A 23,555-nucleotide genomic window follows, 5' to 3' on the forward strand; every position below is an offset into this window, starting at 1 on the left:
TCTTCGCGAACCGGGCCTCTTCGCGAACCGGGTCTCTTCTTTAAGAAGAGGCCCGGTTCCGCGTTTCCGGGTGCCTAGCGCTCATCCTCGCCCGCCACCTTGGCGGTGCTCAGGGCGATGCGGTTCCAGGTGTTGATGGTGAAGATCAGGGCGAGGACACGGGCCAGTTCCGGGGCGTCGAAGTGGCGGGCCGCCTCGGCGTAGACGTCGTCCGGCACGCCACCCCGGGAGACGAGCGTGACGGACTCGGTCAGGGCGAGGGCCGCCTGCTCCTTCGCCGTGAAGAAGTTCCTGGCCTCGCGCCACACGCCGATCATGTGCAGCCGCGCCTCGTCCTCGCCCGCCTTCCGGGCGTCGGAGGTGTGCATGTGGAGGCAGTAGGCGCAGCCGTTGAGGAGCGAGGCGCGGATCTGGACCAGCTCGACCAGGGCCGGGTCGAGGCCTTCGCGGGCGGCGGCGTCGAAGCCTATGAGGGCCTTGAACGCCTTGGGGGCGGACTTGGCGAAGTCGAGGCGGGGCGCGTGCTCGTGGGGCTGGGGCTGGGGCTGGGGCTGAGCGTCGGTCGTGGTCTGCAAGGTGGTCGTGGTCTGCAACGTGTCCGTGCTGTTCGTCATGACCATGAATCTACGGCCGGAAAAGACCTCGGGTAGGGTGCATTTCCATGCCGGAATCATGGGTCAATCTGGCGGAGCGCATCGGCAGCGACCTGCATGTGGAGCTGTCGGGCCCCGGCAGTCGCCGAGCCGTCCTCATCCGTGCGCTGCGGGACGCCGTACGCGAGGGCAGGCTCGCCCCCGGCACCCGTCTGCCGCCCTACCGTTCGCTCGCCGCCGACCTCGGTCTGGCCCGCAACACGGTCGCCGACGCCTACGCCGAGCTGGTCGCGGAAGGCTGGCTGACGGCGCGGCAGGGCTCGGGCACACGGGTCGCGGCCACGGCCTCCGCCGCGCGGACACCGCCCCGGCGCCCCCGGAAGCCCGCCCCCGCCCGGCCCGCCGCCCCCGCCCACAACCTGCGGCAGGGCACGCCGGACGCCGCCTCCTTCCCCCGCACGGCCTGGCTCGCGGCTGCCCGTCGCGCGCTGGGCGCCGCGCCCAGCGAGGCCTTCGGGCCCGGCGATCCGCGCGGCAGGGCCGAGCTGCGCCAGGCGCTCGCCAACTACCTGGCGCGGGCCAGGGGGGTGCGGGCGGACCCCGAACGGATCGTGGTGTGCTCCGGTTTCGCGCACGGTCTCCGGCTGCTCTTCGGGGGCGCGCGGGGCGCGGGCGGTGGGGTGCTGCGCGGGCCCTTCGCCGTGGAGTCGTACGGTCTCGGCTTCCACCGGAAGATCCTGGCGGACTCGGGCGTACGGACGGTGCCGCTCGGCCTGGACGAACAGGGCGCCCGCGTCGAGGAGTTGACCGAGGGGCCCCGGGTCCGCGGCGTCCTGCTCACGCCCGCGCACCAGTTCCCGACCGGTGGTCCGCTGCGGGCCGCGCGGCGCGCGGCGGTCGTCGACTGGGCCCGCGCCAGCGGCGGTGTGGTCCTGGAGGACGACTACGACGGCGAGTTCCGCTACGACCGCGAGCCGGTCGGAGCCCTGCAGGGCCTCGACCCCGAGCGGGTCGTCCATCTCGGCTCGGTCAGCAAGAGCCTGTCCCCCGCGGTGCGCCTGGGCTGGATGGTGCTTCCGGAGCATCTCGTCGACGGCGTCCTCGCGGCCAAGGGGGAGCGGGAGGCGTGGGCGAGCGTCCTCGACCAGCTCACGCTTGCCGACTTCATCGCCTCCGGGCAGTACGACCGGCACGTCCGCCGGATGCGGCAGCGTTACCGGAACCGCCGCGACCGCCTCGTCACCGCCCTCGCCGCGCACGCCCCCCACGTCACGGCGACCGGCATCGCGGCCGGCCTGCATGCGGTGCTGCGGCTGCCGCCCGGCACGGAGGCGTCCGCGGTCAAGGCCGCGTCCTGGCAGGGGGTCGCGCTCGACGGCCTCGCCGCCTTCCGGCATCCGCTGGCGACGATGCCCGCCGGGGACGGGCTCGTCGTCGGGTACTCGACGCCCGCCGAGCACGCCTACGGGGCGGCTCTCGAAGCGCTGCTCCGGGCGCTGCCGCCCGCGGACGACGCCTCCTGAGAGGGAGACAGGCCCGGCGGAGAGGGGAAATAGGCTCGGCTCCTTGATCGTTCAGTGCGGATACCAGTCGGCAAGCGGAGGGGATCTGACCATGAGCAGCGCGAGCGGCACCGTCGAGGGCGAGAGCCGGGTCGAGGGCGAGAGCCGGGTCGACGGCGACGGCAGCAACAACGCGAATCCCTTCAACCGCCGTGTCATCGAGGAGTTCCGGGCCAACGGCGGCCGGGTGGGAGGACCCTTCGAGGGGGCGAGTCTGCTCCTGCTGACCACCCGCGGCGCGCGGAGCGGGCTGCCGCGGACTACGCCCGCGGTCTACCTGCCGGACCCTCGCCCCGGCGGCGACCGCCTCGTCGTCTTCGCCTCCAACGGCGGCTCGGAGAAGGCCCCGGGCTGGTACCACAACCTCGTGCGCGACCCCGCGGTCGTCGTCGAGGTCGGCACGGAGCGGTACGAGGCCCGCGCCACGCCCGTCGACCCTCGCGAGCACGACGAGCTGTGGCGTCGGCAGATCGAACGGGACCCGAACTTCGCGGAGTTCCGGGACCGGGCCCCGCGCACGATCCCGGTGATCGCGCTGACCCGCGCGGATCAGCCGGCGGAGTCCTCCGCGTAGGAGCCCTGCCCGGAGGAGCCCTTCCCGGAGGAGCCCTCCGGGCAGGGCACCCACCGGTACCCGTCGCCGTCCCGGCGGACCGTGCCGAAGGGGACGTCCGCGAAGTGGATGCCGAAGCCGAAGGTGCCGGGCTCCGCGAGCTCGGCGACCAGGGCGCGGCGGGCCTCGGCGGCCGCGTTCCGGTCCAGGTCCGGGGAGGCGGACCACTCGGGGTGGGCGACCTGGACCGGCGAGTGCAGCGCGTCGCCGAACGCGATGACGCGCTGCCCGCCCGCCGAGATGACGTACGCGGTGTGCCCGGACGTGTGACCGGGGATCAGCCGGACCCGGACGCCGGGGCGGATCTCCTCGCCGTCGGCCACGGTGCGCACGCGCGGCGCGAGGGTCGCGAGGACGTCCTCGCCGAGGCCCTCCGCACCGGCGTGCAGGCGTCCGGCCCACTCCTGCTCGGCCAGCAGGTACTCGGCACCGGCGAGCGCGGGCCCGTCGCCGCCGGGCGCGGCCTGCCAGGCCCAGCCGACGTGATCGGGGTGGAGGTGGGTGAGGGCGACCGCGCCGATCTCCGCCGGAGGGCGGCCGGCCGTGGTCAGGTTGTCGAGCAGCGCACCGCTTTGGACCGCGCCGAGCCGCTCGCCCTCCCGCGCGGGCAGCGTCATCGGGCCGAAACCGGCGTCTATCAGCAGCGCGCCCGCGCTGCCGCTGTCCTCGCCGTCCGACCCGTGCTCGTGCTCGTACTCGTACTCGACGAGGAGGCCGCCGATTCTCGCCACCAAGTAGCCGTCGGCGTCGAGGTATTCGGGGTGCGCGGCCCAGTCGGCCCCGGTGGAGTCGGCGAACCAGAGGCGGGGCGACAGCTGCACCATGCCGTCGGGTACGTACGTCAGCTTGAGGTGGCCGATCCGCAGCGAACGCATCCGTGCGGGGCTCCGGAGCCGCTCGCCGCCATGTGCCGCTGTGTGACGGGTAGTTGTCATGGCCGCTGCCAACCGCGCCGCCGGTGCCCCGCATTCCCGTACCCGGCCGCCGAACCCTTCAGGCCGTCATCAACGGCGCGTCCTCACGCCACTTGAGGATCTTGTCGAAGCTGATCACCGCGCCACCCCTGCCCGGCTTGTTGCCGAGGTGGACGTGGTCGGCGAGTTCCCTGATGAGGCAGAGGCCCCGCCCGTGCTCGTCCGTCTCCGCGGCGGGCGGCCGGGGTGGCGGACAGCCGCGCGAGGCTCCGGGGAAGCCCGGCCCGGAGTCGGTCACCTCGATACGGCACTTCTCGCCGTCCAGATAAGCCGTGACCCGATATCCGCCCGTACCGCCCGCCGCACCCCCGGGGATGCCCGCACCGCCGTGTTCCACGGCGTTGGCGCACGCTTCGCTGAGAGCGACCGACAGGTCGTAGGAGACTTCCGGGTCCACGCCCGCCGTCTCCATCGTGCCGATCAACAGGCGGCGGGCGAGCGGAACGCTCGCAGCTTCGCGCCGCAAATGGAGAGACCACCAGATGCTCATGCTCCAGCCTCCTGGCTGCGGCTCGACATACCGATACGTATTGCCACACGCGCTCACGGCTAAGCGCCCGCCCGACGTGATACCGCCCATACGGCGGATGCGCGGCCCGCGCCACCCGGTGTAGGACGGCGGCACCGGGCCCCTCCCCGGACCGGCGCGCAGATCCGTCCGGCGGCCCGCAGAAGCCCCCAACACCCTGGAACGGGACCTTCCGGACCTGCCGTACGCACGGGGCGGGCCCAGTGCGATGATGGCCCCGCCATGACTGCCCCCCACCAGCACCAGCCGTGCGACGGAGCCGATCTCCGGCTGCTCAGGGCCGCGACCTTCGCCGCGGTCTGCGTCGTGCTGTCCGCCGGGGGTCATGTGCTCGCTTCCTGTGCGGGCGTCCCGCTGTGGACGCTGGGGCTCGCCTTCCTCCTCGTCCTCGCCGTCGCGCTGCCGCTCGCCGGGCGGGCCCGTTCGCTGCCCGGCATCGCCGCGCTGCTCGCGGCGGGACAGCTCGGCCTGCACGCCCTGTTCGGCCTCGGCCAGCACGGCGCCGTCACCGTCGCCGTCACCCGCAACGGTGACGGCACCCTGGTGGAACGGGCCGCGCGCCTGGTCTGCGGCGCGGGCGCCGCGACGATCACGCCCGCGCAGGCCCACCGGATCCTGACCACCGCCGGGCTCGGCCCCGACGGCGCGGGCTCCTCCGGAGCGATGCACTCCGCGGGACACGGGCACGGCGGGCCCGCCGCCGCGGACACCGCACTGGACTCCGTGGCGGGCGCTCAGGGAGCCGGGGGCCCGACGGGCTCCATGGGGTCGATGGGCGCCATGTCGCTGCTGCCCTCCGTGCCCATGCTCATCGCCCACGTCCTCGCCGCCCTGGCCGCCGGCTGGCTGCTGCGCCGCGGCGACGTCGCGCTGCTGCGCCTCGTCCGGCTCGCCGACGGGGCGCACGGGGTCGCCGAGGGCGCGCTCGTCCGTTCCCTGCGGTCGGCGCTCACCCTCGTCCGCGCCCTGCGGGCGGGGCTGCCCGGCGCGCCCGAGACGACCGGACCGCGGGCTCCGCGCACCGCCCGTCTCGCGCCTCCCAAGCCGCGCACCGTCGCACTCGAGGACACCGTGATCAGGCGCGGCCCCCCGGTGGGCTCCCTCGCCGTCGAACTCGCCGCCTGAGGCGACACACTCCACATCGCTGTACGGAGGGGTCGCCCGGCGCCGCGCGCGTGCCCGACGGGCCGCGCTCACCCCTCGTATCCAGCACCGGTAGGCGACCCGCGCGTCGCGTACCGCTCACCACTGACGAAAGTGGAGTGTTCCTGTCATGAAGATGTCCCGTATCGCCGCCGTCGGCACCGTCGCCGCCTCCGCCGTCCTCGTCCTCTCGGCGCCCGCGTTCGCGCACGTCAGCGTCTCCCCGGAGGGCGAGGCCGCCAAGGGCGGGTACGCCACGGTCAACTTCAAGGTGCCGAACGAGATGGACGACGCCTCGACCAACAAGCTCGAGGTCTCCTTCCCGACCGACCACCCGCTCGCCTCCGTGATGACCCAGCCCATCCCGGGCTGGACCGTCAAGGTCACCAAGAGCAAGCTCGACAAGCCGCTGGAGATCCACGGCGAGAAGATCGACGAGGCCGTCACCAAGGTCACCTGGACCGCCGACGGCAAGGGCATCCAGCCCGGCACCTTCCAGAAGTTCCCGGTCTCCATGGGCCAGCTGCCCGAGGACACCGACCAGCTCGTCTTCAAGGCGATCCAGACGTACGACAACAAGGACGTCGTCCGCTGGATCGAGCCGCAGCAGAAGGGCCAGGAGGAGCCGGAGCACCCGGCGCCCGCCCTCACCCTGACCGCCGCGTCCGAGGGCCACGGCGCCGCCGGTGACAACGCCTCGGACGACAAGCCCGCCAAGACCGAGAGCGCGTCCTCCGACTCCTCGGACAGCAGCGACACCACCGCCCGCGTCCTCGGCATCGTCGGCATCGTCGTCGGCGCCGCGGGCGTCGCGTTCGGCGTGCTCGCGGGCCGTCGCCGCGTCACCGGCTGAGCCGCAGGACGAGCCACCCACGGGGTGCGCCGCCGCGGCAGACAGCCGCCCCGGTGCACCCCGGCCCCCTCACATCTGGGACATTTTCGTATGCGCACGATGAGCTCGAAGAGCCACTCCACGTACCCCTCGCAGAGCGCCGCGAAGGGCACCCGCAAGAAGGTCGCCGCGGCCGCGCTGCTGGCCGCGGCCGCTCTCACGCTGACCGCCTGCGGCGGCGGTGACGACAAGAAGCCCGCCGCCGACGTCTCCGTAGAGACCGATTCGGGCAAGGCCGCCACGGTCCTCGACCGGCCGTACAAGAAGCCGGACCTCGTCCTCAAGGACACCCACGGCAAGAAGTACGACCTGCGCAAGGAGACCGCGGGCAGGCCGACGCTGATCTACTTCGGCTACACGCACTGCCCGGACGTCTGCCCGCTGACGATGAACAACATCGCCGCCGCCAAGCAGAAGGCCCTGTCCAAGGCCGACCAGAAGAAGCTCAAGGTCGTCTTCGTCACCACCGACCCCGAGCGCGACACCCCCGCGGAGCTCGGCAAGTGGCTCAAGGGCGTGGACGCCGACTTCGTCGGTCTGACCGGTGACTTCGCCACCATCCAGGCGGGCGCCCGGCAGCTCGCCATCAGCGTCGAGCCGTCCAAGAAGGACAAGAACGGCAAGATCGTCTCGATGCACGGCACGCAGGTCATCGCCTTCTCGCCGAAGAACGACGCGGGATACGTCATCTACAACGACAAGGCCACGGCGGACGACTACGCCAAGGACCTCCCCAAGCTCCTCAAGGGACAGAACCCGTGAACCACCGCACCACCCGACACCGCGCACTCGCCGGCGGGGCCATGGCGCTGGCCGCCGCGCTCACCCTGGCGGGCTGCGGCGACTCGGACTCCGACAAGGCGTCCGGGCCTGCCTCCGCGAAGGCGCCCGAGCTCAAGGTCGGCGGCGCCTACATCCCCGAGCCCACCATGGACGACATGGCGGCCGGTTTCTTCACGCTCACGAACAAGGGCGGCGCCGACAAGCTCACCTCCGCGACCAGCGACGTCGCGGGCTCGATCACGCTGCACAGCACCAAGGGCGGCGTGATGAAGGAGCAGAAGTCCTTCGACGTGCCCGCGGGCGGTCACCTCGACTTCGCCAGCGGCGGCAACCACCTGATGCTCGAAAAGCTCAAGCGCAAGCCGGAGAAGGGCCAGAAGGTCGCCCTGACCCTGCACTTCCAGAAGTCGGACCCGATCACGATCGAGGTGCCGGTCAAGGAAGCGACGTACAAGCCGCAGCACGACTCGTCACACAACTCGCACTGAGGGACGGACCGTTGATGCAGACCATCGCTCCCCGCTCCAGGGTCGCTCCCCGGACCAGTGCCGCCCCACGCGCCTGGCGGCTCCTCATCGTGCTCCTCGCCGCGGCCGGCGCCTTCCTCGCCGGTTCCGCGCCGGCCTCCGCGCACGCCGCGCTGACCGGCAGCGACCCGAGGCAGGGAGCGGTGGTCGCGTCGGCCCCCGCCCAGGTCAAGCTCACCTTCTCGGAGAAGGTCGCCATGTCGGACGGCTCCGTGCGGGTGCTCGACCCGGCCGGCAAGCGCGCCGACACCGGCAGGACGGCGGACCTGGGCGCCAACACGTACGGCGTGAAGCTGCGGCCGGGCCTGCCCGACGGCACCTTCACCGTCGCCTACCAAGTGGTCTCCGCCGACAGCCACCCGGTCGCCGGCGCCTTCACCTTCTCCATCGGCGCGCCCTCCGACACCAAGGTCGCGCTGCCCGACCAGGAGGCCGGCGGCGGCCTGGTCGGCCTGCTCTACGACATCACCCGCTACCTCTCGTACGCCGGGTTCATCGTGCTCGTGGGCGGCGCCGCCTTCGTCCTCGGCTGCTGGCCGCCCGGCGCCGCGGTCCGGCCCCTGCAGCGGCTCGTGACGTCCGGCTGGGTCACGCTGACCGGCGCCACCCTCGTCCTGCTGCTCCTGCGCGCCCCCTACACCGGCTCCGGGAAGCTCGCCGACGCCTTCGACATGGGCGCGCTCGGCGACGTCCTCAACACCAAGACGGGTGCGGCCCTCGTCTCCCGGCTGCTGCTCCTCGCCGCCGCCGCGCTGTTCATCGCGGTGCTCTTCGGCGCGTACGTGCGACGTGACGGGCCCGAAGCCGCCGCCGAGAAGAAGGACCTCACCTTCGGGCTCGCCATCGGCGGCACCGTCGTCGCCATCGGCATCGCGGCGACGTGGGCGATGGCCGAACACGCCTCGACCGGCATCCAGGCGGGCATCGCGATGCCCGTCGACGTGCTGCACCTGCTCGCCGTCGCCACCTGGCTCGGCGGGCTCGCGGCGCTGGGCCTGGCGCTGTTCCGCACGACGGCGGTGGACGCGCGGGCCGTGCGACGGTTCTCGACGGTCGCCTTCACCAGCGTCGTCGTCCTCGCCGCGACCGGCACCTACCAGGGGTGGCGCCAGGTCGGCTCGTGGTCGGCGCTGACCGGCACGTCGTACGGGCAGCTGCTCATCATCAAGATCGGTCTGATCGTCGTCCTCGTGGGCGTCGCCTCCATCTCCCGCAGGTGGACCCGGCGGATCGCCGCCGAGGCGGACGGGTCGGTCACCGAGTCGGCGGCCGCCGTGGTCGTCGAGCAGCGCGGCAAGCAGCCGTCGAAGAAGCCGCAGAAGAAACCGGTCACGGTGCCCGCGTCCGGCGAGGGTACGGACGGCGCGGGCGGCGACTCCAAGCGCTCCGCGCAGCTGGCGCGCCAGCAGGCCGCCATGGAGACCGCCCGCGAGAAGCGTGTCCGCGACGCCGACCCGCACCGCTCGGGCCTGCGCCGCTCGGTGCTCACCGAGACCTGCGTCGCCGTCGTGCTGCTCGCCGTCACGACGATCCTCACCACCACCGAGCCGGGCCGCACCGAGGAGGAGGCCGCCAACGCCACCTCCGCCGCGGCGGCGCAGCGCTCGGGCCCGCTCAGCCTCAAGGTGCCCTTCGACACGGGCGGCACCGACGGCAAGGGCACCGTGCAGATGGACCTCGACCCGGGCCGCGGCGGCAGCAACACCCTGCACGTGTACGTGAAGCGCCCCAACGGCAGCGCCTTCGACGTCCCCGAGGTCAAGCTCTCCTTCACCCTCAAGTCGAAGGACGTCGGGCCTCTGCCCGTCAAGCCCGACCACATCGCCACCGGACACTGGAGCGCGAACGGCGTGCAGATCCCGATGGCAGGAAACTGGCAGATCGCGGTGACGGTGCGGACCTCCGACATCGACCAGATCACCGTGAAGAAGAACGCGCAGATCGGCTGAACGGAACCACCATGGCGGACAACGGCATTTCGAGGCGACGGCTGCTCGGTACCGCGGGCGCGACCGGTCTCGCACTCGGCGCGGCGGGCGGCGCCGCCGGTTACGCCGCGGCGCCCTCGTCGGACGGGTCCGCCCCGGCGGGCGCGTCGTCCGCCCTGGCGTCCCTCGGCACGGACGAGGTGATGTTTCACGGGAAACATCAGCCCGGCATCACCACGCCCATGCAGTCCCGCGGCCATCTCGCCGCCTTCGACCTGGCGGCGGGCGCGGGCCGCAAGGAGGCGGCGGCCCTGCTGCGCCGCTGGTCGGCGACTGCCGAGCGGCTGATGGCGGGCAGGCCGGCCGACGGTGAGGACACGGCGGTCGCCCGCGACGCGGGTCCGTCCTCGCTCTCCGTCACCTTCGGCTTCGGCGCCTCCTTCTTCTCCCGCACGGGCCTGCGGAAGCAGCGTCCGGACGCCCTGAACCCGCTGCCCGACTTCTCCTCGGACCACCTCGACAAGGCGCGCAGCAACGGCGACCTGTGGGTGCAGATCGGCGCGAACGACCCGCTGGTCGCCTTCCACGCGCTGCGCGCGCTCCAGCGGGACGCGGCGGGCACGGCGAAGGTGCGCTGGCAGATGAACGGGTTCAACCGCTCGCCGGGCGCCACCGCGCGTCCGATGACCACGCGCAACCTGATGGGCCAGATCGACGGCACGAACAATCCCAAGCCGTCGGAGAAGGACTTCGACCGGCGCGTCTTCGTCCCCGACGACGGGGACCCGGCGTGGATGGCGGGCGGTTCCTACGTCGTCGTACGCCGCATCCGCATGCTCCTCGACGACTGGGAGAAGCTCGGCCTGAAGGAGCAGGAGGCGGTCATCGGACGGCACAAGTCGGACGGCTCACCGCTGACCGGCGGCACGGAGACGACCGAGCCGAAGCTCGAAGAGGCGGGCCCGGACGGCAAGGTCGTCATTCCGCTCAACGCCCACGCCCGCATCACCCGTCCCGACCAGAACGGCGGCGCCGCGATGCTGCGCCGCCCGTTCTCGTACCACGACGGCTTCGACGCCAAGGGGGAGCCCGACGCGGGGCTGCTCTTCGTCTGCTGGCAGGCCGACCCGATGACCGGCTTCATCCCGGTGCAGCGCAAGCTCGACCGGGGCGACGCCCTGTCGGAGTTCATCCGGCACGAGGCGAGCGGGCTCTTCGCGGTGCCGGGCGGGGCGGCGAAGGGCGAGTACGTGGGGCAGCGGCTGCTGGAGGCGTGAGGCGCCGCTCGCCGTACGGCGTGGGCCGTACGTCTTCGCACGCGCGTACGCGGGGCGGGCGCCGCTCCGTGAGACGCGTGAGCCGCGCCACGTCGGGCCCATTAGGGTGACGGTATGTCGGCGACGCGCTATACGTACCTGGGCCCCGAAGGCACCTTCACCGAGGCGGCCCTCCGCACGCTGCCCGAGGCGGCGGCCCGGGAGCTCGTCCCCATGGTCTCCGTGCCGGCCACGCTGGACGCGGTCCGCAGCGGCGAGGCGGCGGCCGCGCTGGTGCCGATCGAGAACTCCGTCGAGGGCGGCGTCACCACCACCGTCGACGAGCTCGCCAAGGGCGAGCCCCTGATGATCTACCGCGAGGTCGTCCTGCCGATCGCGTTCGCCCTGCTCGTGCGGCCCGGCACCGAGTTCAAGGACATCAAGACGGTCACCGGCCACCCCGTGGCCCAGCCGCAGGTCCGCAACTGGCTGGCCGCGCACCTGCCGGACGCCGTGTGGGAGTCGGCGGCCTCGAACGCGGACGGCGCGCGCCTCGTCCAGGAGGGCCGCTTCGACGCCGCCTTCGCGGGCGAGTTCGCCGCGGCGACGTACGGCCTCGTACCGCTGGTCAGCGAGATCCACGACGCGGCGAACGCCGAGACCCGCTTCGTCCTGGTCGGCCGCCCGGCCCGCCCCGCCGCGCCGACGGGCGCCGACAAGACCTCGGTCGTCATCTGGCTGGGCGACGACCACCCCGGCGCCCTGCTCGAACTGCTGCAGGAATTCGCCGTGCGCGGCGTCAACCTCATGCGGATCGAATCGCGGCCGACGGGCCAGGGCATCGGCAACTACTGCTTCTCGATGGACGCCGAGGGGCACATCACGGACCGCCGGGTCGGCGAGGCGCTGATGGGGCTCAAGCGGATCTGCCCGCAAGTGCGCTTCCTCGGGTCGTATCCGCGGGCCGGGGTGGCGACCGAGGATGTCCGGCCGCTGCGGCCCGGGACCACCGACGGCGAGTTCATGGCGGCGTCGGACTGGTTGACGCGCTGCCAGGACGGTCGTTTCTAGCCACGCGCGGTAGTCCTTCCGACCGCTCTCCGTAGCCCTTCCGGCAGCTCCCTGCGGCTCTTTTCGCCTGTCTTGTGACTATGCCGTAGCTGGCCCCTGTGGTCCTACCTGCAGATTTACGTTGTCCACAGAAGTTATCCACAGGCGCGCGTCTCGACCTGGGGACAAGTCGACAACGAAGCGCGACATGGTCGACAAATCGGCCCACAGCCCCCAAGTCCGTCCACAGTCCGCCACGTCACCCCTCGTCCACTCTTTTCTATTGATCAACTCTTTGGAGCGAGGTATTTCCACTCGAAAGTGGGTGTGCGGGCGGTTTGGGAAGGGAATCTTTCGGCCCGTACGAGGCTTTCGGAACACATCCTTCCGACATCCACAGATCTTTCGCACAGGCTGTGGATAACCGTCCGGAGGCGCCGATTCCTGTGGACAACCGCGGTGGACAGACGGCCCAAGTCCCTGCCGCCGCAAGGGGTTCCGGTCAAGGCGGCGGACACACTCTGCCCCATTTCGGGGAATCGTGGCTTTTTATTGACTCAGCCGGACGACGGGCCCGGGGCGCGGGGCGGCAGAGCTTTTCCGGCCGCATCGATCTTGATTCGGGGCGGATGCCGCCGGGAATTCACACTCCGGCAAACCAGACATAACGCACACCCGGGAATATCGATTCGTAGGCCGGAACCGCGCGACGGTAGCCTTGAGGGGTGATTGACCTTCGCCTGCTCCGTGAGGACCCCGACCGTGTTCGCGCCTCCCAGCGCGCCCGTGGAGAGGACGTCGCGCTCGTCGACGCCCTGCTCTCCGCCGACGAGCGGCGCAGGTCGTCCGGCCTCCGCTTCGACGAGCTCCGCTCCGAGCAGAAGGCGCTCGGCAAGCTGATCCCCAAGGCCGCGCCCGAGGAGAAGCAGGAACTCCTCAAGAAGGCGGGCGAGCTCTCCGCCGCGGTCAAGGCCGCGAACACCGCGCAGGACGAGGCCGAGGAGGAGACCAAGCGTCTCCTGCAGCAGCTGGGCAACATCGTCCACCCGGACGTCCCGGTCGGCGGCGAGGAGGACTTCGTCGTCCTCGACACCATCGGCACCCCGCGCGACTTCGCCGCCGAGGGCTTCGAGCCCAGGGACCACCTGGAGCTCGGCGAGCTGCTCGGCGCCATCGACGTCGAGCGCGGCGCGAAGGTCTCCGGCTCGCGCTTCTACTACCTCACCGGTGTCGGCGCCCTGCTCGAACTGGCCCTGGTCAACGCCGCCATCGCGCAGGCGACCGAGGCCGGCTTCATCCCGATGCTGACCCCGTCGCTCGTCCGCCCGCGCGCCATGGAGGGCACCGGCTTCCTCGGCCAGGCCGCGGAGAACGTGTACCACCTGGAGAAGGACGACTACTACCTGGTCGGCACCTCCGAGGTGGCCCTCGCGGCGTACCACATGGACGAGATCATCGACGCCGACAAGCTGCCCCTGCGGTACGCGGGCTTCTCGCCCTGCTACCGCCGCGAGGCCGGCACCTACGGCAAGGACACCCGCGGCATCTTCCGCGTCCACCAGTTCGACAAGGTCGAGATGTTCTCGTACGTCGACCCGGCCGACGCGGAGAACGAGCACAAGCGCCTCCTGGAGTGGGAGAAGCAGTGGCTGACCGGCCTCGGCCTGCCCTTCCAGGTGATCGACGTGGCCACCGGCGACCTCGGCTCCTCGGCCTCGCGCAAGTACGACTGCGAGGCGTGGATCCCCACCCAGGGCAAGTACCGCGAGCTGACGTCCGCATCGAACTGTGACGGGTTCCAGGCCCGCCGCCTGTCGATCCGCATGCGGGACAGCCGCGACGGCAAGAAGGTCCTCCAGCCGCTCGCCACGCTGAACGGCACGCTGTGCGCCGTCCCGCGCACCATCGTGGCCATCCTGGAGAACCACCAGCAGGCCGACGGCTCCGTGGTGGTGCCCGAGGTCTTGCGTCCGTACCTGGGGGGACGAGAGATTCTGGAGCCCATCGCCAAGTGAGTCACCCTGCCCCGGTCACGCCCTCCTTCCCGTACAAGCTGGTCGCGACCGACCTCGACGGGACGCTGCTGCGCCCCGACGACACGGTGTCCGAACGGACGCGTCAGGCGCTCACCGCGGCCACCGCGGCGGGCGCGGCGCACATCATCGTCACCGGCCGTGCGGTGCCCTGGACCCGCCACATCCTCGACGACCTCGGTTACGACGGTCTCGCGGTGTGCGGCCAGGGCGCGCAGGTCTACCACGCGGGGGAGCACCGGCTGCTCACCTCGGTGACGCTCGACCGGCAGCTCGCGGGCCTGGCGCTCGCCAAGATCGAGGCGGAGGTCGGGCCGCTCTTCCTGGCCGCGAGCCGCGACGGTCTCGACGGCGAGGTCCTGGTCGGCCCGGGGTACGCGGTCCAGGACGGCCCGCTCCCCGCCGTCCCCATCGAGGACGCCGCCGACCTGTGGGCGGCCCCGCTGAACAAGGTCTACATCCAGCACCCCGGCCTCGGCGACGACGCGCTGGCCGAGGTGGCGCGCGTCGTGGCGGGCGACCTGGTCGGCGTGACCATGGCGGGCGAGGGCATAGTCGAACTCCTCCCGCTCGGCCTCTCCAAGGCCACCGGCCTCTCCCTGGCGGCGCGCCGGCTGGGCGCGAAGGCCGCGGACACGATCGCGTTCGGCGACATGCCGAACGACATCCCCATGTTCGGCTGGGCGGCCCACGGCGTGGCCATGGCCAACGCCCACGACGAACTGAAGCTGGTCGCGGACGAGGTGACGACGTCCAACGAGACGGACGGCATCGCGGTGGTCCTGGAGCGGTTGCTGGGCTGAGCGGCCCTTCGGCGGAGGATGCGGATCGACCCCCTCCCGGGAGGGAGGGGCGGCCCGCGCAGCGATGCGGATTCCGCGCGCTCGAAGCGGCCGCCCCCGGGCAGCTCCCCCGTGAAGCGGGACTCCACGAAATGGGTGACCACTCCGAAGCCTGCCGCACGCTGCCCTGCCGGGAACTCGACTGACCCGTACTGGACGGGTTCGTCGGCTCCTCTCCCGGACGGTGACCGCGCCGGTCTCCCGCCGCGGTGACGTCAACTACTCTGCCCGCGACCCGAATTCACCGCTACCGAATAAATCGGGTCACCTGATCCGAATTAATCGAGGCGCCTCGCTCCGGGGCGCCTCGCGACGGGTCACTCCTCACCGGCCAGCGTCAGCGACCGCAGCTTCTGTCCCGCGTACCAGGTGGCGAGCGCCGTGACGGCGACCAGCAGGACCGTCGCGGCCGGCAGGCCGACGTCCGAGGTGATCAGATCGCCGTGGCCGACCTTCTGGGCCACGGCGAGGGACCACTGCTGCACGCTGAGCGTGCGCGCTCCGGAGACCAGCGATCCGAAGAGCGCCTCCCACACGAGGGCGTAGACGAGGCCGAAGACCACGGCGTGCCGGGTGACCGTGCCGAGGAGCAGGAAGATCGCGGCGTACGTGACGGACGCGACGAGCGCGGCGATCGTGTAGGCGATGGCGACCTGCTGGCCGTTGCCGTTCAGGATCATCCCCGCGACGAACGTGGGGATCGCGGAGAAGGCCATGGTCACGGCGATGGCGACGATCAGCTTGGTGAAGATGATCGTGGGCCGCTTGACCGGCTTGGACAGCAGGTAGACGACGGAGCCGTCGTCGATCTCCGGGCCGATCGCGCCGGTGCCCGCGATGACGCCGATGATCGGCACCATCGTGGCGAGCGCGAAGCCGCCGAGGACGTCGACGGCCACCTGGTCGTCGGCGCCGCTGAAGCCCCGTACCGCCGCGGAGATGACGATCAGGAGGAGGGGCAGGGCGAAGAGGATCAGAGCCCGGCGCCGGCCGAGCAAGGCCCGGTAGGTGAGCCGGGCGACAGTGGGGTTGTACACGGTGACTCCCTTCAGGCCGCGACGAGGTAGGAGAAGACCGACTCGAGGGACTCGTCCGAGGGCGAGACCGTCAGGAGCCGGATGCCGTGCTCGCGCGCGACCCGGGGCAGCAGCGCCGTGAACCGGCCGAAGTCGACCGCCTGGATACGCAACGCGCCCTCCTTGAGGTCGACTTCGATACCGGCCGTCGAGGGGTCGGCGATCAGCGCGGCGGCCAGGGTGCGGTCGTCGCTGGAACGGATCAGATAGCGGTGCGGACGGTCGGTCATCAGGCGGCGGATCCTGCGGAAGTCGCCGCTCGCCGCGTGCCGTCCGGCGACGATCACCTCGATGTGCGAGGCCAGTTGCTCGACCTCTTCGAGGATGTGCGAGGAGAACAGGACCGTGCGGCCCTGGCCGCCCATGGTCCGCAGGAGGTCCATGAGCTGCATGCGCTGGCGCGGGTCCATGCCGTTGAAGGGCTCGTCGAGCAGCAGCACGGACGGGTCGTGGACCAGGGCGGAGGCCATCTTCACGCGCTGGCGCATGCCCTTGGAGTACGTGGAGATCTTGCGGTCCTGCGCGTACTCCATCTCGACCGTGGCGAGCGCCTTCCGGGCGGCCCGCTCGTCCAGGCCGTGCAACTCGGCGTTGGCGACCACGAATTCGCGGCCCGTGAGGAAGTCGTACATGCCCTCGCGCTCGGGGACGATGCCGATGTCCCGGTAGATCGCCTCGTTGCGCCAGATCGGCTTCCCGTCGAGGGTGACGCTGCCCGTGGAAGGGGCGAGGAAACCACCCATCATGTTGATGAGGGTCGATTTGCCCGCGCCGTTCGGACCGAGGAGCCCCGTGACTCCCGGGCCGATGTTCATGGTGATGTCGTTGACCGCCACCACGTTGCCGAACCAGCGCGACGTGTGGTCGATGCTGATGGTGGTCATTAGAGGCCGACCTTCCGGTAGCGGCGCATCAGTGCGCCGTAGCAGCCCGCGATGAGGCCGAGAACGACTACTACGTAGATGACGCCCACGCCGGACGAGGGGCCTTCCGCTCCGGGGAAGGCGGAGGTCGCGCCGAGGAAGGCGGTCTGCACCCCGTCGACGAGCGTGATCGGCGAGAAGAGTCCGAGCCAGGCGATGGCTCCGTTGCTGCCCTGCTCGAAGGCGATGGCCTGGACCGTGGACACCGCTCCGTAGGTGATGGTCAGGACGGCGATGACGGCGGCGATGCCGAAGCCGCGGCGGGGCGTGATCGCCGAGATGACGAGCGCGATGCCGGAGAAGAGCAGACAGAGCACCGCTACGGAGACCAGGCCTTGGGCGAACCCCGCGCTCTGGTCGGCGAAGTCGAGTTTGGCGAGCAGCGCGCCCACGTAGAGCACGAGGAGCGGCGCGGCGGTGAGCACGAAGAGGGCGCAGGACATCGCGGCGAACTTCGCGAGGACGTAGTCGCCGCGTTCGATGGGACGTGAGAAGTAGAGGGGCACCGTCTTGAAGCGCAGGTCGCGCGAGACGGTCTGCGGTGCCTGGGCCGCCAGGAAGAGGCTGATGACGGCCTGGAGCACGATCGCGTAGCGCGTGTAGTCGACGGGCAGGTCGTCGGCCTTCGTGGCGACGGCGACCGCCACCATGATCGCCGCGGGCAGGCACATGACCGCGAACAGGATCATGGGCAGGACCTTGGACTTGGCGGAGCGCCCGAGTCCGTACGCGCCGCGCAGGCTCTGCGAGAAGAGCGAACGGCGGGCGTAGGCACGGCCGAGGCGCGGGCCTTCGTAATTGCGGTACCCGATGTTGTGGATCTGGGTGGACTCGGTGCTCATCGCGCCCCTCCCTCCTTCTGCTGTGCGGCGGCGGTGGCCGCCCAGGCGGCGGCACGCTCGGTCACGGGCTCCTGCCGCGGCTCGTCCTTGAAGACCTCCGCGATGTGGTGCCTGCGCTGTTCCATCCGGACCAGGCCGAGGCCGAGGTCGGCGACGAGGTCGCGCACGATGTCGTACGTCTCCTCGCCGTCGGCGGTGAGCAGGATCGTGTGGCCCGCGCCGGGCAGTTCGCCGCCCGTCTCGGTGCCGATGCCGCGGTTGTCCAGCGCGTCGCGCAGGGCGCGGGTGCCGTCGGGGTGTTCGTCGGTGTCGGTGACCTCGACGGCGAGCGTCGTGGTGGTCTGGGTGAAGTCGGTGGTGGAGCTGGACCGCAGGAGCTTGCCGCCGTCGATGACGACGACGTGGTCGCAGGTGCGCTCCAGCTCGCCGAGGAGGTGCGAGGTGACCAGGACCGAGATGCCGAAGTCGGTGTGGACGCGGCGGATCAGGCCGAGCATCTCGTCGCGGCCGACCGGGTCGAGGCCGTTCGTCGGCTCGTCGAGGAAGACCAGCTGGGGGTCGTGGACGAGGGCCTGCGCGAGTTTCACGCGCTGCTTCATGCCGGTCGAGTAGCCGCCGATGGGGCGGTACCGCTCTTCGTAGAGCCCGACGTGGCGCAGGGTGTCGGCGGTGCGCTCGCGGGCCGCGGTGGGCGGGAGTCCGGACATGCGCGCCATGTGGACGACGAACTCGGTGGCCGAGACGTCGGGCGGCAGGCAGTCGTGCTCGGGCATGTACCCCACGCGTTCGCGGATCTCGCCGCCGCTCGTGGCGACGTCGAGGCCGAGCACGGCGGCGCGGCCCTCCGTGGCGGGGGACAGACCCAGCAGGATCTTGATCAGAGTGGACTTGCCGGCTCCGTTGGCTCCGACGAGTCCGGTCACACCGGGCCCGATGTCCATGGAGAGCCGGTCAAGCGCGGTCACCTTCGGGAACCGCTTGCTCAGGCTTTCGGTCGCGATCACAGTCACGCTTCGACGCTAGTGGCGCGGACCACACGGGTCGTCAGTCCAAGGGCCTGCCCTGACCTCACTCTGGAGTATTACGGGCCCGTAGGGGTCGTCCGGACGTCGGCCCCTGGGGGTTCTTCCGGACGTGTCCCGCAGGTTGGGCAGAACTCTTGACGTAGCCGCTGGGCATTGTCACATTCATCAGTGTCAAGTTACGACCGCGTACGGCGATGGACCGGACACGGGATGACCGGACTCTGGACGGACGGTGGCATGACCTCAGCAGTGGCAGGCGAGCTCTCCGCGGAACTGCGGGGGTTCAGAGAAGTGCAGACCCTCGCGTACGCATGCGCGGAGGCCGTCGCGGCCCAGCTCAAGCCGGGGGTGACGGAGCGCGAGGCGGCGCGGATGCAGCGCGAGTGGCTGCGCGAGCGGGGTGTGCGGGACTGGTTCCACCTGCCCTTCGCCTGGTTCGGGGACCGCACGGCGTTCGTGAACTTCCGGATCCCCCTGCAGTTCTTCCCGACCCACCGCAAGCTGGAGCCGGGGATGCCGTTCATCCTCGACATGGCGCCGGTGTACAAGGGCTTCACCGCCGACATCGGCTATTCCGGCTGCCTCGGTCTGAACCCCGTGCACGACAAGCTCCTCGCCGACCTGGAGGCACACCGCGAGCTGCTCCTGCGCGAGGTGCGCGAGCGCCGCCCGCTCCGGGAGATCTACGAGGACGTCGACCGGCTCATGGTCCGCCAGGGCTATGCCAACCGCCATCGCGCCTATCCGTTCGGCGTCATCGCGCACAAGGTCGACCGGGTCAAGGAGCGCCGACTGGCCCCGCACGTCTTCGGGTTCGGCACGCAGTCGCTGAAGGGCCTCGCGAGCGACGCGATCCACGGCCACCGCGACGGCTGGTCACCGCTCTGGTCCCCGTACAAGTTTTCCGACCACCCGCCCCAGAAGGGGCTCTGGGCGGTCGAGCCGCACCTCGGCTTCAGGGGTACGGGCGCGAAGTTCGAGGAGATCCTGGTCGTCACCGACTCCAAGGACCCCGAGGAGAGCGCGTTCTGGCTGGACGACGATCTGCCGCACGTGCGGCGCTGGGCTGAGGAGAGGGCCGCCGCATGACGACCGGAGACATCGGCAGGAGCGCCGGTACGGCGCAGGGGCTGAAGGGCGCGCGCGAGCGCTGGGTGCGCACGGGCGGCGTGGAGCTGTGCGTCGCCGAGCTGGGCGACCCGGAGCGGCCCACGGTCCTTCTGGTGCACGGCTATCCGGACTCCAAGGAGGTGTGGAGCGAGGTCGCGGGCCGTCTCGCCGACCGCTTCCACGTCGTGCTGTACGACGTGCGCGGACACGGCAGGTCGACCGCTCCGCAACCGCTGCGCGGCGGCTTCACCCTGGAGAAGCTGACCGACGACTTCGTGGCGGTCGTCGACGCGGTCAGCCCGGACAGGCCGGTGCACGTGGTCGGGCACGACTGGGGCTCGGTGCAGTCCTGGGAGTTCGTCACCGTGAAGCGCACGGAGGGCCGCATCGCGTCCTTCACCTCGATGTCGGGTCCTTCGCTCGACCACTTCGGTCACTGGATCAAGCAGCGCATGTCCCGGCCCACCCCCCGCAAGGTGGGCCAGCTGCTCGGCCAGGGCGCCAAGTCCTGGTACGTGTACATGCTGCACACCCCCGTCCTCCCCGAACTCGCATGGCGCGGCCCGCTCGCCAAGCAGTGGCCGAAGATCCTCCAGCGCCTGGAGAAGGTCCCGGCCGGCGACTACCCGACGCCGTCGCTGCCCCAGGACGCCGCGCACGGCGCCTGGCTCTACCGCGACAACGTCCGCGCGAGGCTGCGCAGGCCGCGCCCCGACGCGTACGCCCACGCGCCCGTGCAGCTCATCACGCCGTCCGGGGACATCTTCCTGTCCGCGCGGCTCTACGACGAGCTGGAGCTGTGGGCCCCGCAGCTGGTCCGCCGCACCCTGCCCGCCAAGCACTGGGTGCCGCGCACCCGGCCCGACCAACTGGCGGCCTGGATCAGCGAATTCGTCACGACGAACGAGGATGGCATGCCCGTCAACGACAGCGGCGCGACCGGGAAGCACGCCGACCGGTTCGGCGGCCAGCTCGTGCTCGTCACCGGCGCGGGCAGCGGCATCGGACGGGCCACCGCCTTCGCCTTCGCCGAGGCGGGCGCGCGTGTGGTCGCCGTCGACCGGGACGCGGAGAGTGCGGCCCGTACGGCGGAGATGTCCCGCCTGATAGGCGCGCCCGCCGCCTGGGGCGAGACGGTCGACGTCACCGACGAGCAGGCCATGGAGAAGCTCGCCGAACGGGTCGCCACGGAGTACGGCGTGGTGGACGTCCTGGTGAACAACGCCGGGATCGGCCTCGCGGGCTCCTTCCTCGACACCAGCAGCGAGGACTGGAAGAAGGTCCTCGACGTCAATCTGTGGGGCGTGATCCACGGGTGCCGGCTGTTCGGCAAGCAGATGGCCGAGCGCGGCCAGGGCGGCCACATCGTCAACACCGCCTCCGCGGCCGCGTATCAGCCCTCCCGGACCCTGCCCGCCTACAGCACCTCCAAGGCGGCCGTCCTGATGCTCAGCGAGTGCCTGCGCGCGGAGCTCGCCGGCCAGGGCGTCGGCGTCTCCGCGATCTGCCCGGGCATCGTGAACACGAACATCACGGCGACGTCCCGCTTCGTCGGTGTCGAGGCCGATGAGGAGAAGCGCCGCCAGAAGAAGTCCGCCCGGCTGTACGGCATGCGCAACTACCCCCCGGAGAAGGTCGCCGACGCGATCCTGGACGCCGTCGTCAAGAACCAGGCGGTGGTCCCGGTCACCCCCGAGGCCCGCGGCGCCCGCCTCCTGTCCCGCTTCAGCCCGAAGGCCCTGCGTGCGATCGCCCGATTGGAGCCGCCGTTGTGAGCAAGGAAAGGGATCCGCGGACACGGACCGAGGAGCACTACACGATCGTTCCGCGCCGGGTCTCGTTCGACTGGGACGGGACACCGCTGCACTGGATACCGGACGAGCCGACCGCCACCCACGTCATCAACGTCCTGCACCTGCTGCTCCCCGCGGGAGAGCGGTGGTTCGTGAAGGTCTTCAAGGAGGGCCTGCCGCTGATCACCGATCCGCTGCTGCGGAAGGACGTCAAGGGGTTCATGGGCCAGGAGGCCACGCACAGCGTGCAGCACGCGCACGTGCTCGACCACCTGGCGGCGCAGCGCCTCGACACCGCCGCCTTCACCAAGTACGTCGACTTCCTCTTCGAGAAGCTTCTCGGTGAGAAGCCGCCGCTGGGTGCGCCGGTGCCGACGCAGGAGTGGCTGCGGTTCCGGCTGGCGGTCGTCGCCGCGATCGAACAGTTCACGGCGGTCCTCGGCGACTGGGTGCTGCGCGCCGAGGGCCTCGACCGCGCCGGGGCCGACGAGGTCATGCTCGACCTGCTGCGCTGGCACGGCGCGGAGGAGGTCGAACACCGCGCGGTCGCCTTCGACATGTACCAGCACTGCGGCGGCAGCGGCCTGCCCCGGTACGCCCGCCGGATCGCGGGCATGACGGTCACGGCACCCGTGATGCTGTACCTGTGGATGTGGGGCACGGCCTACCTGATCCGGCACGACCCCCAGCTCGCGGGCCGCCTGCGGTACTCACTGGCGGAGCACAACCGGGCGGTCGCCAAGGGCCTGCTGCCCACCTGGCGCGAGATGGGCAGGGCGATACCGCGCTACCTGCGGCGGTCGTACCATCCCTCGCAGGAAGGCTCGTTGCGCGAGGCCGTCGCGTATCTGGCACAGTCGCCGGCGGCGCGGGCCGCGGCGGGCGCGATCGGCCGGGCGGCCACCGCCTAGGGTCCGGCACGAGGCACGACGAAGGGCGGGGAGCGTGGCGTACACGGAGCCCACGGAGCAGCGGGCAGAGTACCGCGCGGAGTACCGCATCGAGGACCTGGCGCACCACAGCGGTGCGACGGTCCGCACGATCCGCGCCTATCAGGACCGCGGGCTGCTCCCCCGCCCGGAGCGGCGCGGCCGGTCCAATGTGTACGGGGACGCGCACCTGGCCCGGCTGCGGCAGATCGCGGACCTGCTCGACCGCGGGTACACCCTGGCCTCCATCAAGGAGCTCCTGGAGGCCTGGGACGCGGGCCGGGGGCTCGGCGGGGTGCTCGGCCTGGCCGCGGAGGTCGACGGCCCGTGGACGGACGAGAAGGCCGACCGGATCACCCGCGCCGAGCTCGACGCCGCCTTCGGGGGTACGCCCGACGAGGCGGCGGTGGCCGACGCGGTCGCCCTCGGCGTGCTCGAACCGATGCCGGGGCGCGAGGACGAGTTCCTGGTGCCGAGCCCCCAAGAGCTGTCGGTGGCGGTGGAGTTGCACGCGGCGGGCGTGCCGCTGTCGGCGATCTCCGGCCATCTGCGGGAGTTGAGGGGGCAGGTCGAGCACATAGCGTCCCGCTTCCTGGAGTTCACCACCGAGCATGTGTTCGCGCGCTACCTCGGCCATCACCCGCCGACCGAGTCGGACGCGGCGGAAGCGGCCTCGCTGGTACGCAGGCTCCGGCCGCTCGCCCAGCAGTCGGTGGACGCCGAACTGGCCCGTGCGATGCGCCTGTTCGCCACGCGGCACCTGCGTCGGCACTTGGAACCGGGCCAGTCCGCTCAGCCCATGGATGAGCCGCAGAGTGTCGCGCTCCCGATGTCCACAATCCGTGCGGTACAGGCCTTGGTTGGCGAGGAGAACGCGGCACAGTTCATCGCTGCGGCCGCCGAACGGGAAGTGCAGACAAGGACATTGGATGCACTAGCGGCAAGTCGGAGCGATACCGGGTGAATTGGGCAAATGCCTTTGATCGCCCGGGAGTTGTCCACAGAATTATCAACTAGCCTGTGGATAACTCGACTTGGCTGTGGATCAAACCTTCGGACCGAAATACGTCGATGAAAAGTCGGTGGACGAAAATCGAGTGCACGGAGAACGGATCAGGGCGACGCTCTCACC

22 protein-coding genes are annotated in these 23,555 nt (G+C 71.2%); 15 read left to right on the forward strand and 7 right to left on the reverse strand.

The window, feature by feature from the left end; all coding sequences use genetic code 11:
• Positions 1–74: 74 nt before the first annotated feature.
• Positions 75–620: a carboxymuconolactone decarboxylase family protein gene (locus tag ACZ69I_RS21850; RefSeq protein ID WP_470834038.1), complete on the reverse strand. Its 546-nt coding sequence runs from the start codon at positions 618–620 to the stop codon at positions 75–77.
• A gap of 41 nt (positions 621–661) precedes the next feature.
• Between ACZ69I_RS21850 and pdxR the strand changes: the two genes are divergently transcribed.
• Positions 662–2,116 (forward strand): MocR-like pyridoxine biosynthesis transcription factor PdxR, encoded by a 1,455-nt coding sequence (gene pdxR / locus ACZ69I_RS21855; RefSeq protein ID WP_470834040.1) that lies wholly within the window; start codon positions 662–664, stop codon positions 2,114–2,116.
• 91 nt (positions 2,117–2,207) lie between these two features.
• Positions 2,208–2,729, forward strand: a complete 522-nt coding sequence (locus ACZ69I_RS21860; protein ID WP_470834041.1) for a nitroreductase/quinone reductase family protein — start codon at positions 2,208–2,210, stop codon at positions 2,727–2,729.
• Here the strand turns inward: ACZ69I_RS21860 and ACZ69I_RS21865 are convergent.
• A complete protein-coding gene (locus ACZ69I_RS21865) occupies positions 2,705–3,643 on the reverse strand; it encodes an MBL fold metallo-hydrolase (RefSeq protein WP_470834042.1) in 939 nt (312 codons plus the stop codon). The two genes, ACZ69I_RS21860 and ACZ69I_RS21865, sit on opposite strands and share 25 nt — an antisense overlap.
• Before the next feature lie 118 nt (positions 3,644–3,761).
• A complete protein-coding gene (locus ACZ69I_RS21870; protein ID WP_467679042.1) occupies positions 3,762–4,232 on the reverse strand; it encodes an ATP-binding protein in 471 nt (156 codons plus the stop codon).
• 261 nt (positions 4,233–4,493) lie between these two features.
• Between ACZ69I_RS21870 and ACZ69I_RS21875 the strand changes: the two genes are divergently transcribed.
• From ACZ69I_RS21875 to ACZ69I_RS21915, 9 genes are all read left to right on the forward strand, one after another.
• Entirely contained in the window at positions 4,494–5,396 is a 903-nt protein-coding gene (locus tag ACZ69I_RS21875) for a hypothetical protein (protein WP_470834044.1), read from the forward strand.
• Positions 5,397–5,544: 148 nt separating this feature from the next.
• Entirely contained in the window at positions 5,545–6,267 is a 723-nt protein-coding gene (locus ACZ69I_RS21880; protein ID WP_467679047.1) for a YcnI family copper-binding membrane protein, read from the forward strand.
• A 99-nt stretch (positions 6,268–6,366) separates the two neighbouring features.
• Positions 6,367–7,068, forward strand: a complete 702-nt coding sequence (locus ACZ69I_RS21885; protein WP_470834046.1) for an SCO family protein — start codon at positions 6,367–6,369, stop codon at positions 7,066–7,068.
• On the forward strand, positions 7,065–7,577 hold the full coding sequence (locus tag ACZ69I_RS21890) for a copper chaperone PCu(A)C (RefSeq protein ID WP_467679052.1): 513 nt from the start codon (positions 7,065–7,067) through the stop codon (positions 7,575–7,577). The genes ACZ69I_RS21885 and ACZ69I_RS21890 overlap by 4 nt, the downstream gene beginning before the upstream one ends.
• Positions 7,578–7,591: 14 nt before the next feature.
• Positions 7,592–9,565, forward strand: a complete 1,974-nt coding sequence (locus ACZ69I_RS21895; protein ID WP_470834047.1) for a copper resistance CopC/CopD family protein — start codon at positions 7,592–7,594, stop codon at positions 9,563–9,565.
• Between the two features lie 11 nt (positions 9,566–9,576).
• The gene (gene efeB, locus ACZ69I_RS21900) at positions 9,577–10,821 is read left to right on the forward strand and encodes an iron uptake transporter deferrochelatase/peroxidase subunit (protein ID WP_470834049.1); all 1,245 of its coding nucleotides are present in this window, start codon (positions 9,577–9,579) and stop codon (positions 10,819–10,821) included.
• Between the two features lie 114 nt (positions 10,822–10,935).
• Entirely contained in the window at positions 10,936–11,871 is a 936-nt protein-coding gene (pheA, locus tag ACZ69I_RS21905; RefSeq protein ID WP_467679058.1) for a prephenate dehydratase, read from the forward strand.
• Positions 11,872–12,575: 704 nt separating this feature from the next.
• Positions 12,576–13,865, forward strand: a complete 1,290-nt coding sequence (serS, locus tag ACZ69I_RS21910; protein ID WP_389716021.1) for a serine--tRNA ligase — start codon at positions 12,576–12,578, stop codon at positions 13,863–13,865.
• Positions 13,862–14,686 carry an HAD family hydrolase gene (locus ACZ69I_RS21915; RefSeq protein ID WP_467679061.1) on the forward strand — a complete coding sequence of 275 codons (825 nt, stop codon included), beginning with the start codon at positions 13,862–13,864 and terminating at the stop codon, positions 14,684–14,686. Before serS ends, ACZ69I_RS21915 begins: the two co-directional genes overlap by 4 nt.
• Before the next feature lie 356 nt (positions 14,687–15,042).
• Here ACZ69I_RS21915 and ACZ69I_RS21920 read toward each other — a convergent pair whose 3' ends face one another.
• Genes ACZ69I_RS21920 through ACZ69I_RS21935 form a run of 4 tightly spaced genes read right to left on the reverse strand, consistent with a single transcriptional unit; the run spans position 15,043 to position 18,570 of the window.
• The gene (locus ACZ69I_RS21920) at positions 15,043–15,762 is read right to left on the reverse strand and encodes an ABC transporter permease subunit (RefSeq protein WP_467679063.1); all 720 of its coding nucleotides are present in this window, start codon (positions 15,760–15,762) and stop codon (positions 15,043–15,045) included.
• 11 nt (positions 15,763–15,773) lie between these two features.
• On the reverse strand, positions 15,774–16,685 hold the full coding sequence (locus ACZ69I_RS21925; protein WP_467679065.1) for an ABC transporter ATP-binding protein: 912 nt from the start codon (positions 16,683–16,685) through the stop codon (positions 15,774–15,776).
• Positions 16,685–17,566 (reverse strand): ABC transporter permease, encoded by an 882-nt coding sequence (locus ACZ69I_RS21930; protein WP_467679068.1) that lies wholly within the window; start codon positions 17,564–17,566, stop codon positions 16,685–16,687. Before ACZ69I_RS21930 ends, ACZ69I_RS21925 begins: the two co-directional genes overlap by 1 nt.
• The gene (locus tag ACZ69I_RS21935; RefSeq protein ID WP_470834164.1) at positions 17,563–18,570 is read right to left on the reverse strand and encodes an ABC transporter ATP-binding protein; all 1,008 of its coding nucleotides are present in this window, start codon (positions 18,568–18,570) and stop codon (positions 17,563–17,565) included. Before ACZ69I_RS21935 ends, ACZ69I_RS21930 begins: the two co-directional genes overlap by 4 nt.
• A 258-nt stretch (positions 18,571–18,828) precedes the next feature.
• Here ACZ69I_RS21935 and ACZ69I_RS21940 point away from each other — a divergent pair, with 258 nt between their 5' ends.
• The 4 genes from ACZ69I_RS21940 to ACZ69I_RS21955 are packed head-to-tail and all read left to right on the forward strand — an operon-like array spanning position 18,829 to position 23,387.
• On the forward strand, positions 18,829–19,680 hold the full coding sequence (locus ACZ69I_RS21940) for a M24 family metallopeptidase (RefSeq protein WP_470834052.1): 852 nt from the start codon (positions 18,829–18,831) through the stop codon (positions 19,678–19,680).
• Positions 19,677–21,476, forward strand: a complete 1,800-nt coding sequence (locus ACZ69I_RS21945; RefSeq protein ID WP_470834054.1) for an SDR family oxidoreductase — start codon at positions 19,677–19,679, stop codon at positions 21,474–21,476. The genes ACZ69I_RS21940 and ACZ69I_RS21945 overlap by 4 nt, the downstream gene beginning before the upstream one ends.
• Complete coding sequence (locus ACZ69I_RS21950) at positions 21,473–22,405, forward strand: metal-dependent hydrolase (protein ID WP_470834056.1); 933 nt, start codon at positions 21,473–21,475, stop codon at positions 22,403–22,405. Before ACZ69I_RS21945 ends, ACZ69I_RS21950 begins: the two co-directional genes overlap by 4 nt.
• A gap of 34 nt (positions 22,406–22,439) precedes the next feature.
• Positions 22,440–23,387, forward strand: a complete 948-nt coding sequence (locus tag ACZ69I_RS21955) for a MerR family transcriptional regulator (RefSeq protein ID WP_470834058.1) — start codon at positions 22,440–22,442, stop codon at positions 23,385–23,387.
• Positions 23,388–23,555 lie beyond the last annotated feature (168 nt).

This window comes from Streptomyces sp. NPDC036815, from assembly GCF_055609205.1.

What these genes read in the sequence shown, in the direction of transcription:
- ACZ69I_RS21850 (WP_470834038.1), bottom strand. Translation starts at nt 620, where the DNA reads ATGGTCATGACGAACAGCACGGACACGTTGCAGACCACGACCACCTTG.
- pdxR (WP_470834040.1), top strand. Translation starts at nt 662, where the DNA reads ATGCCGGAATCATGGGTCAATCTGGCGGAGCGCATCGGCAGCGACCTG.
- ACZ69I_RS21860 (WP_470834041.1), top strand. Translation starts at nt 2,208, where the DNA reads ATGAGCAGCGCGAGCGGCACCGTCGAGGGCGAGAGCCGGGTCGAGGGC.
- ACZ69I_RS21865 (WP_470834042.1), bottom strand. Translation starts at nt 3,643, where the DNA reads ATGCGTTCGCTGCGGATCGGCCACCTCAAGCTGACGTACGTACCCGAC.
- ACZ69I_RS21870 (WP_467679042.1), bottom strand. Translation starts at nt 4,232, where the DNA reads ATGAGCATCTGGTGGTCTCTCCATTTGCGGCGCGAAGCTGCGAGCGTT.
- ACZ69I_RS21875 (WP_470834044.1), top strand. Translation starts at nt 4,494, where the DNA reads ATGACTGCCCCCCACCAGCACCAGCCGTGCGACGGAGCCGATCTCCGG.
- ACZ69I_RS21880 (WP_467679047.1), top strand. Translation starts at nt 5,545, where the DNA reads ATGAAGATGTCCCGTATCGCCGCCGTCGGCACCGTCGCCGCCTCCGCC.
- ACZ69I_RS21885 (WP_470834046.1), top strand. Translation starts at nt 6,367, where the DNA reads ATGAGCTCGAAGAGCCACTCCACGTACCCCTCGCAGAGCGCCGCGAAG.
- ACZ69I_RS21895 (WP_470834047.1), top strand. Translation starts at nt 7,592, where the DNA reads ATGCAGACCATCGCTCCCCGCTCCAGGGTCGCTCCCCGGACCAGTGCC.
- efeB (WP_470834049.1), top strand. Translation starts at nt 9,577, where the DNA reads ATGGCGGACAACGGCATTTCGAGGCGACGGCTGCTCGGTACCGCGGGC.
- pheA (WP_467679058.1), top strand. Translation starts at nt 10,936, where the DNA reads ATGTCGGCGACGCGCTATACGTACCTGGGCCCCGAAGGCACCTTCACC.
- ACZ69I_RS21925 (WP_467679065.1), bottom strand. Translation starts at nt 16,685, where the DNA reads ATGACCACCATCAGCATCGACCACACGTCGCGCTGGTTCGGCAACGTG.
- ACZ69I_RS21930 (WP_467679068.1), bottom strand. Translation starts at nt 17,566, where the DNA reads ATGAGCACCGAGTCCACCCAGATCCACAACATCGGGTACCGCAATTAC.
- ACZ69I_RS21940 (WP_470834052.1), top strand. Translation starts at nt 18,829, where the DNA reads ATGACCTCAGCAGTGGCAGGCGAGCTCTCCGCGGAACTGCGGGGGTTC.
- ACZ69I_RS21945 (WP_470834054.1), top strand. Translation starts at nt 19,677, where the DNA reads ATGACGACCGGAGACATCGGCAGGAGCGCCGGTACGGCGCAGGGGCTG.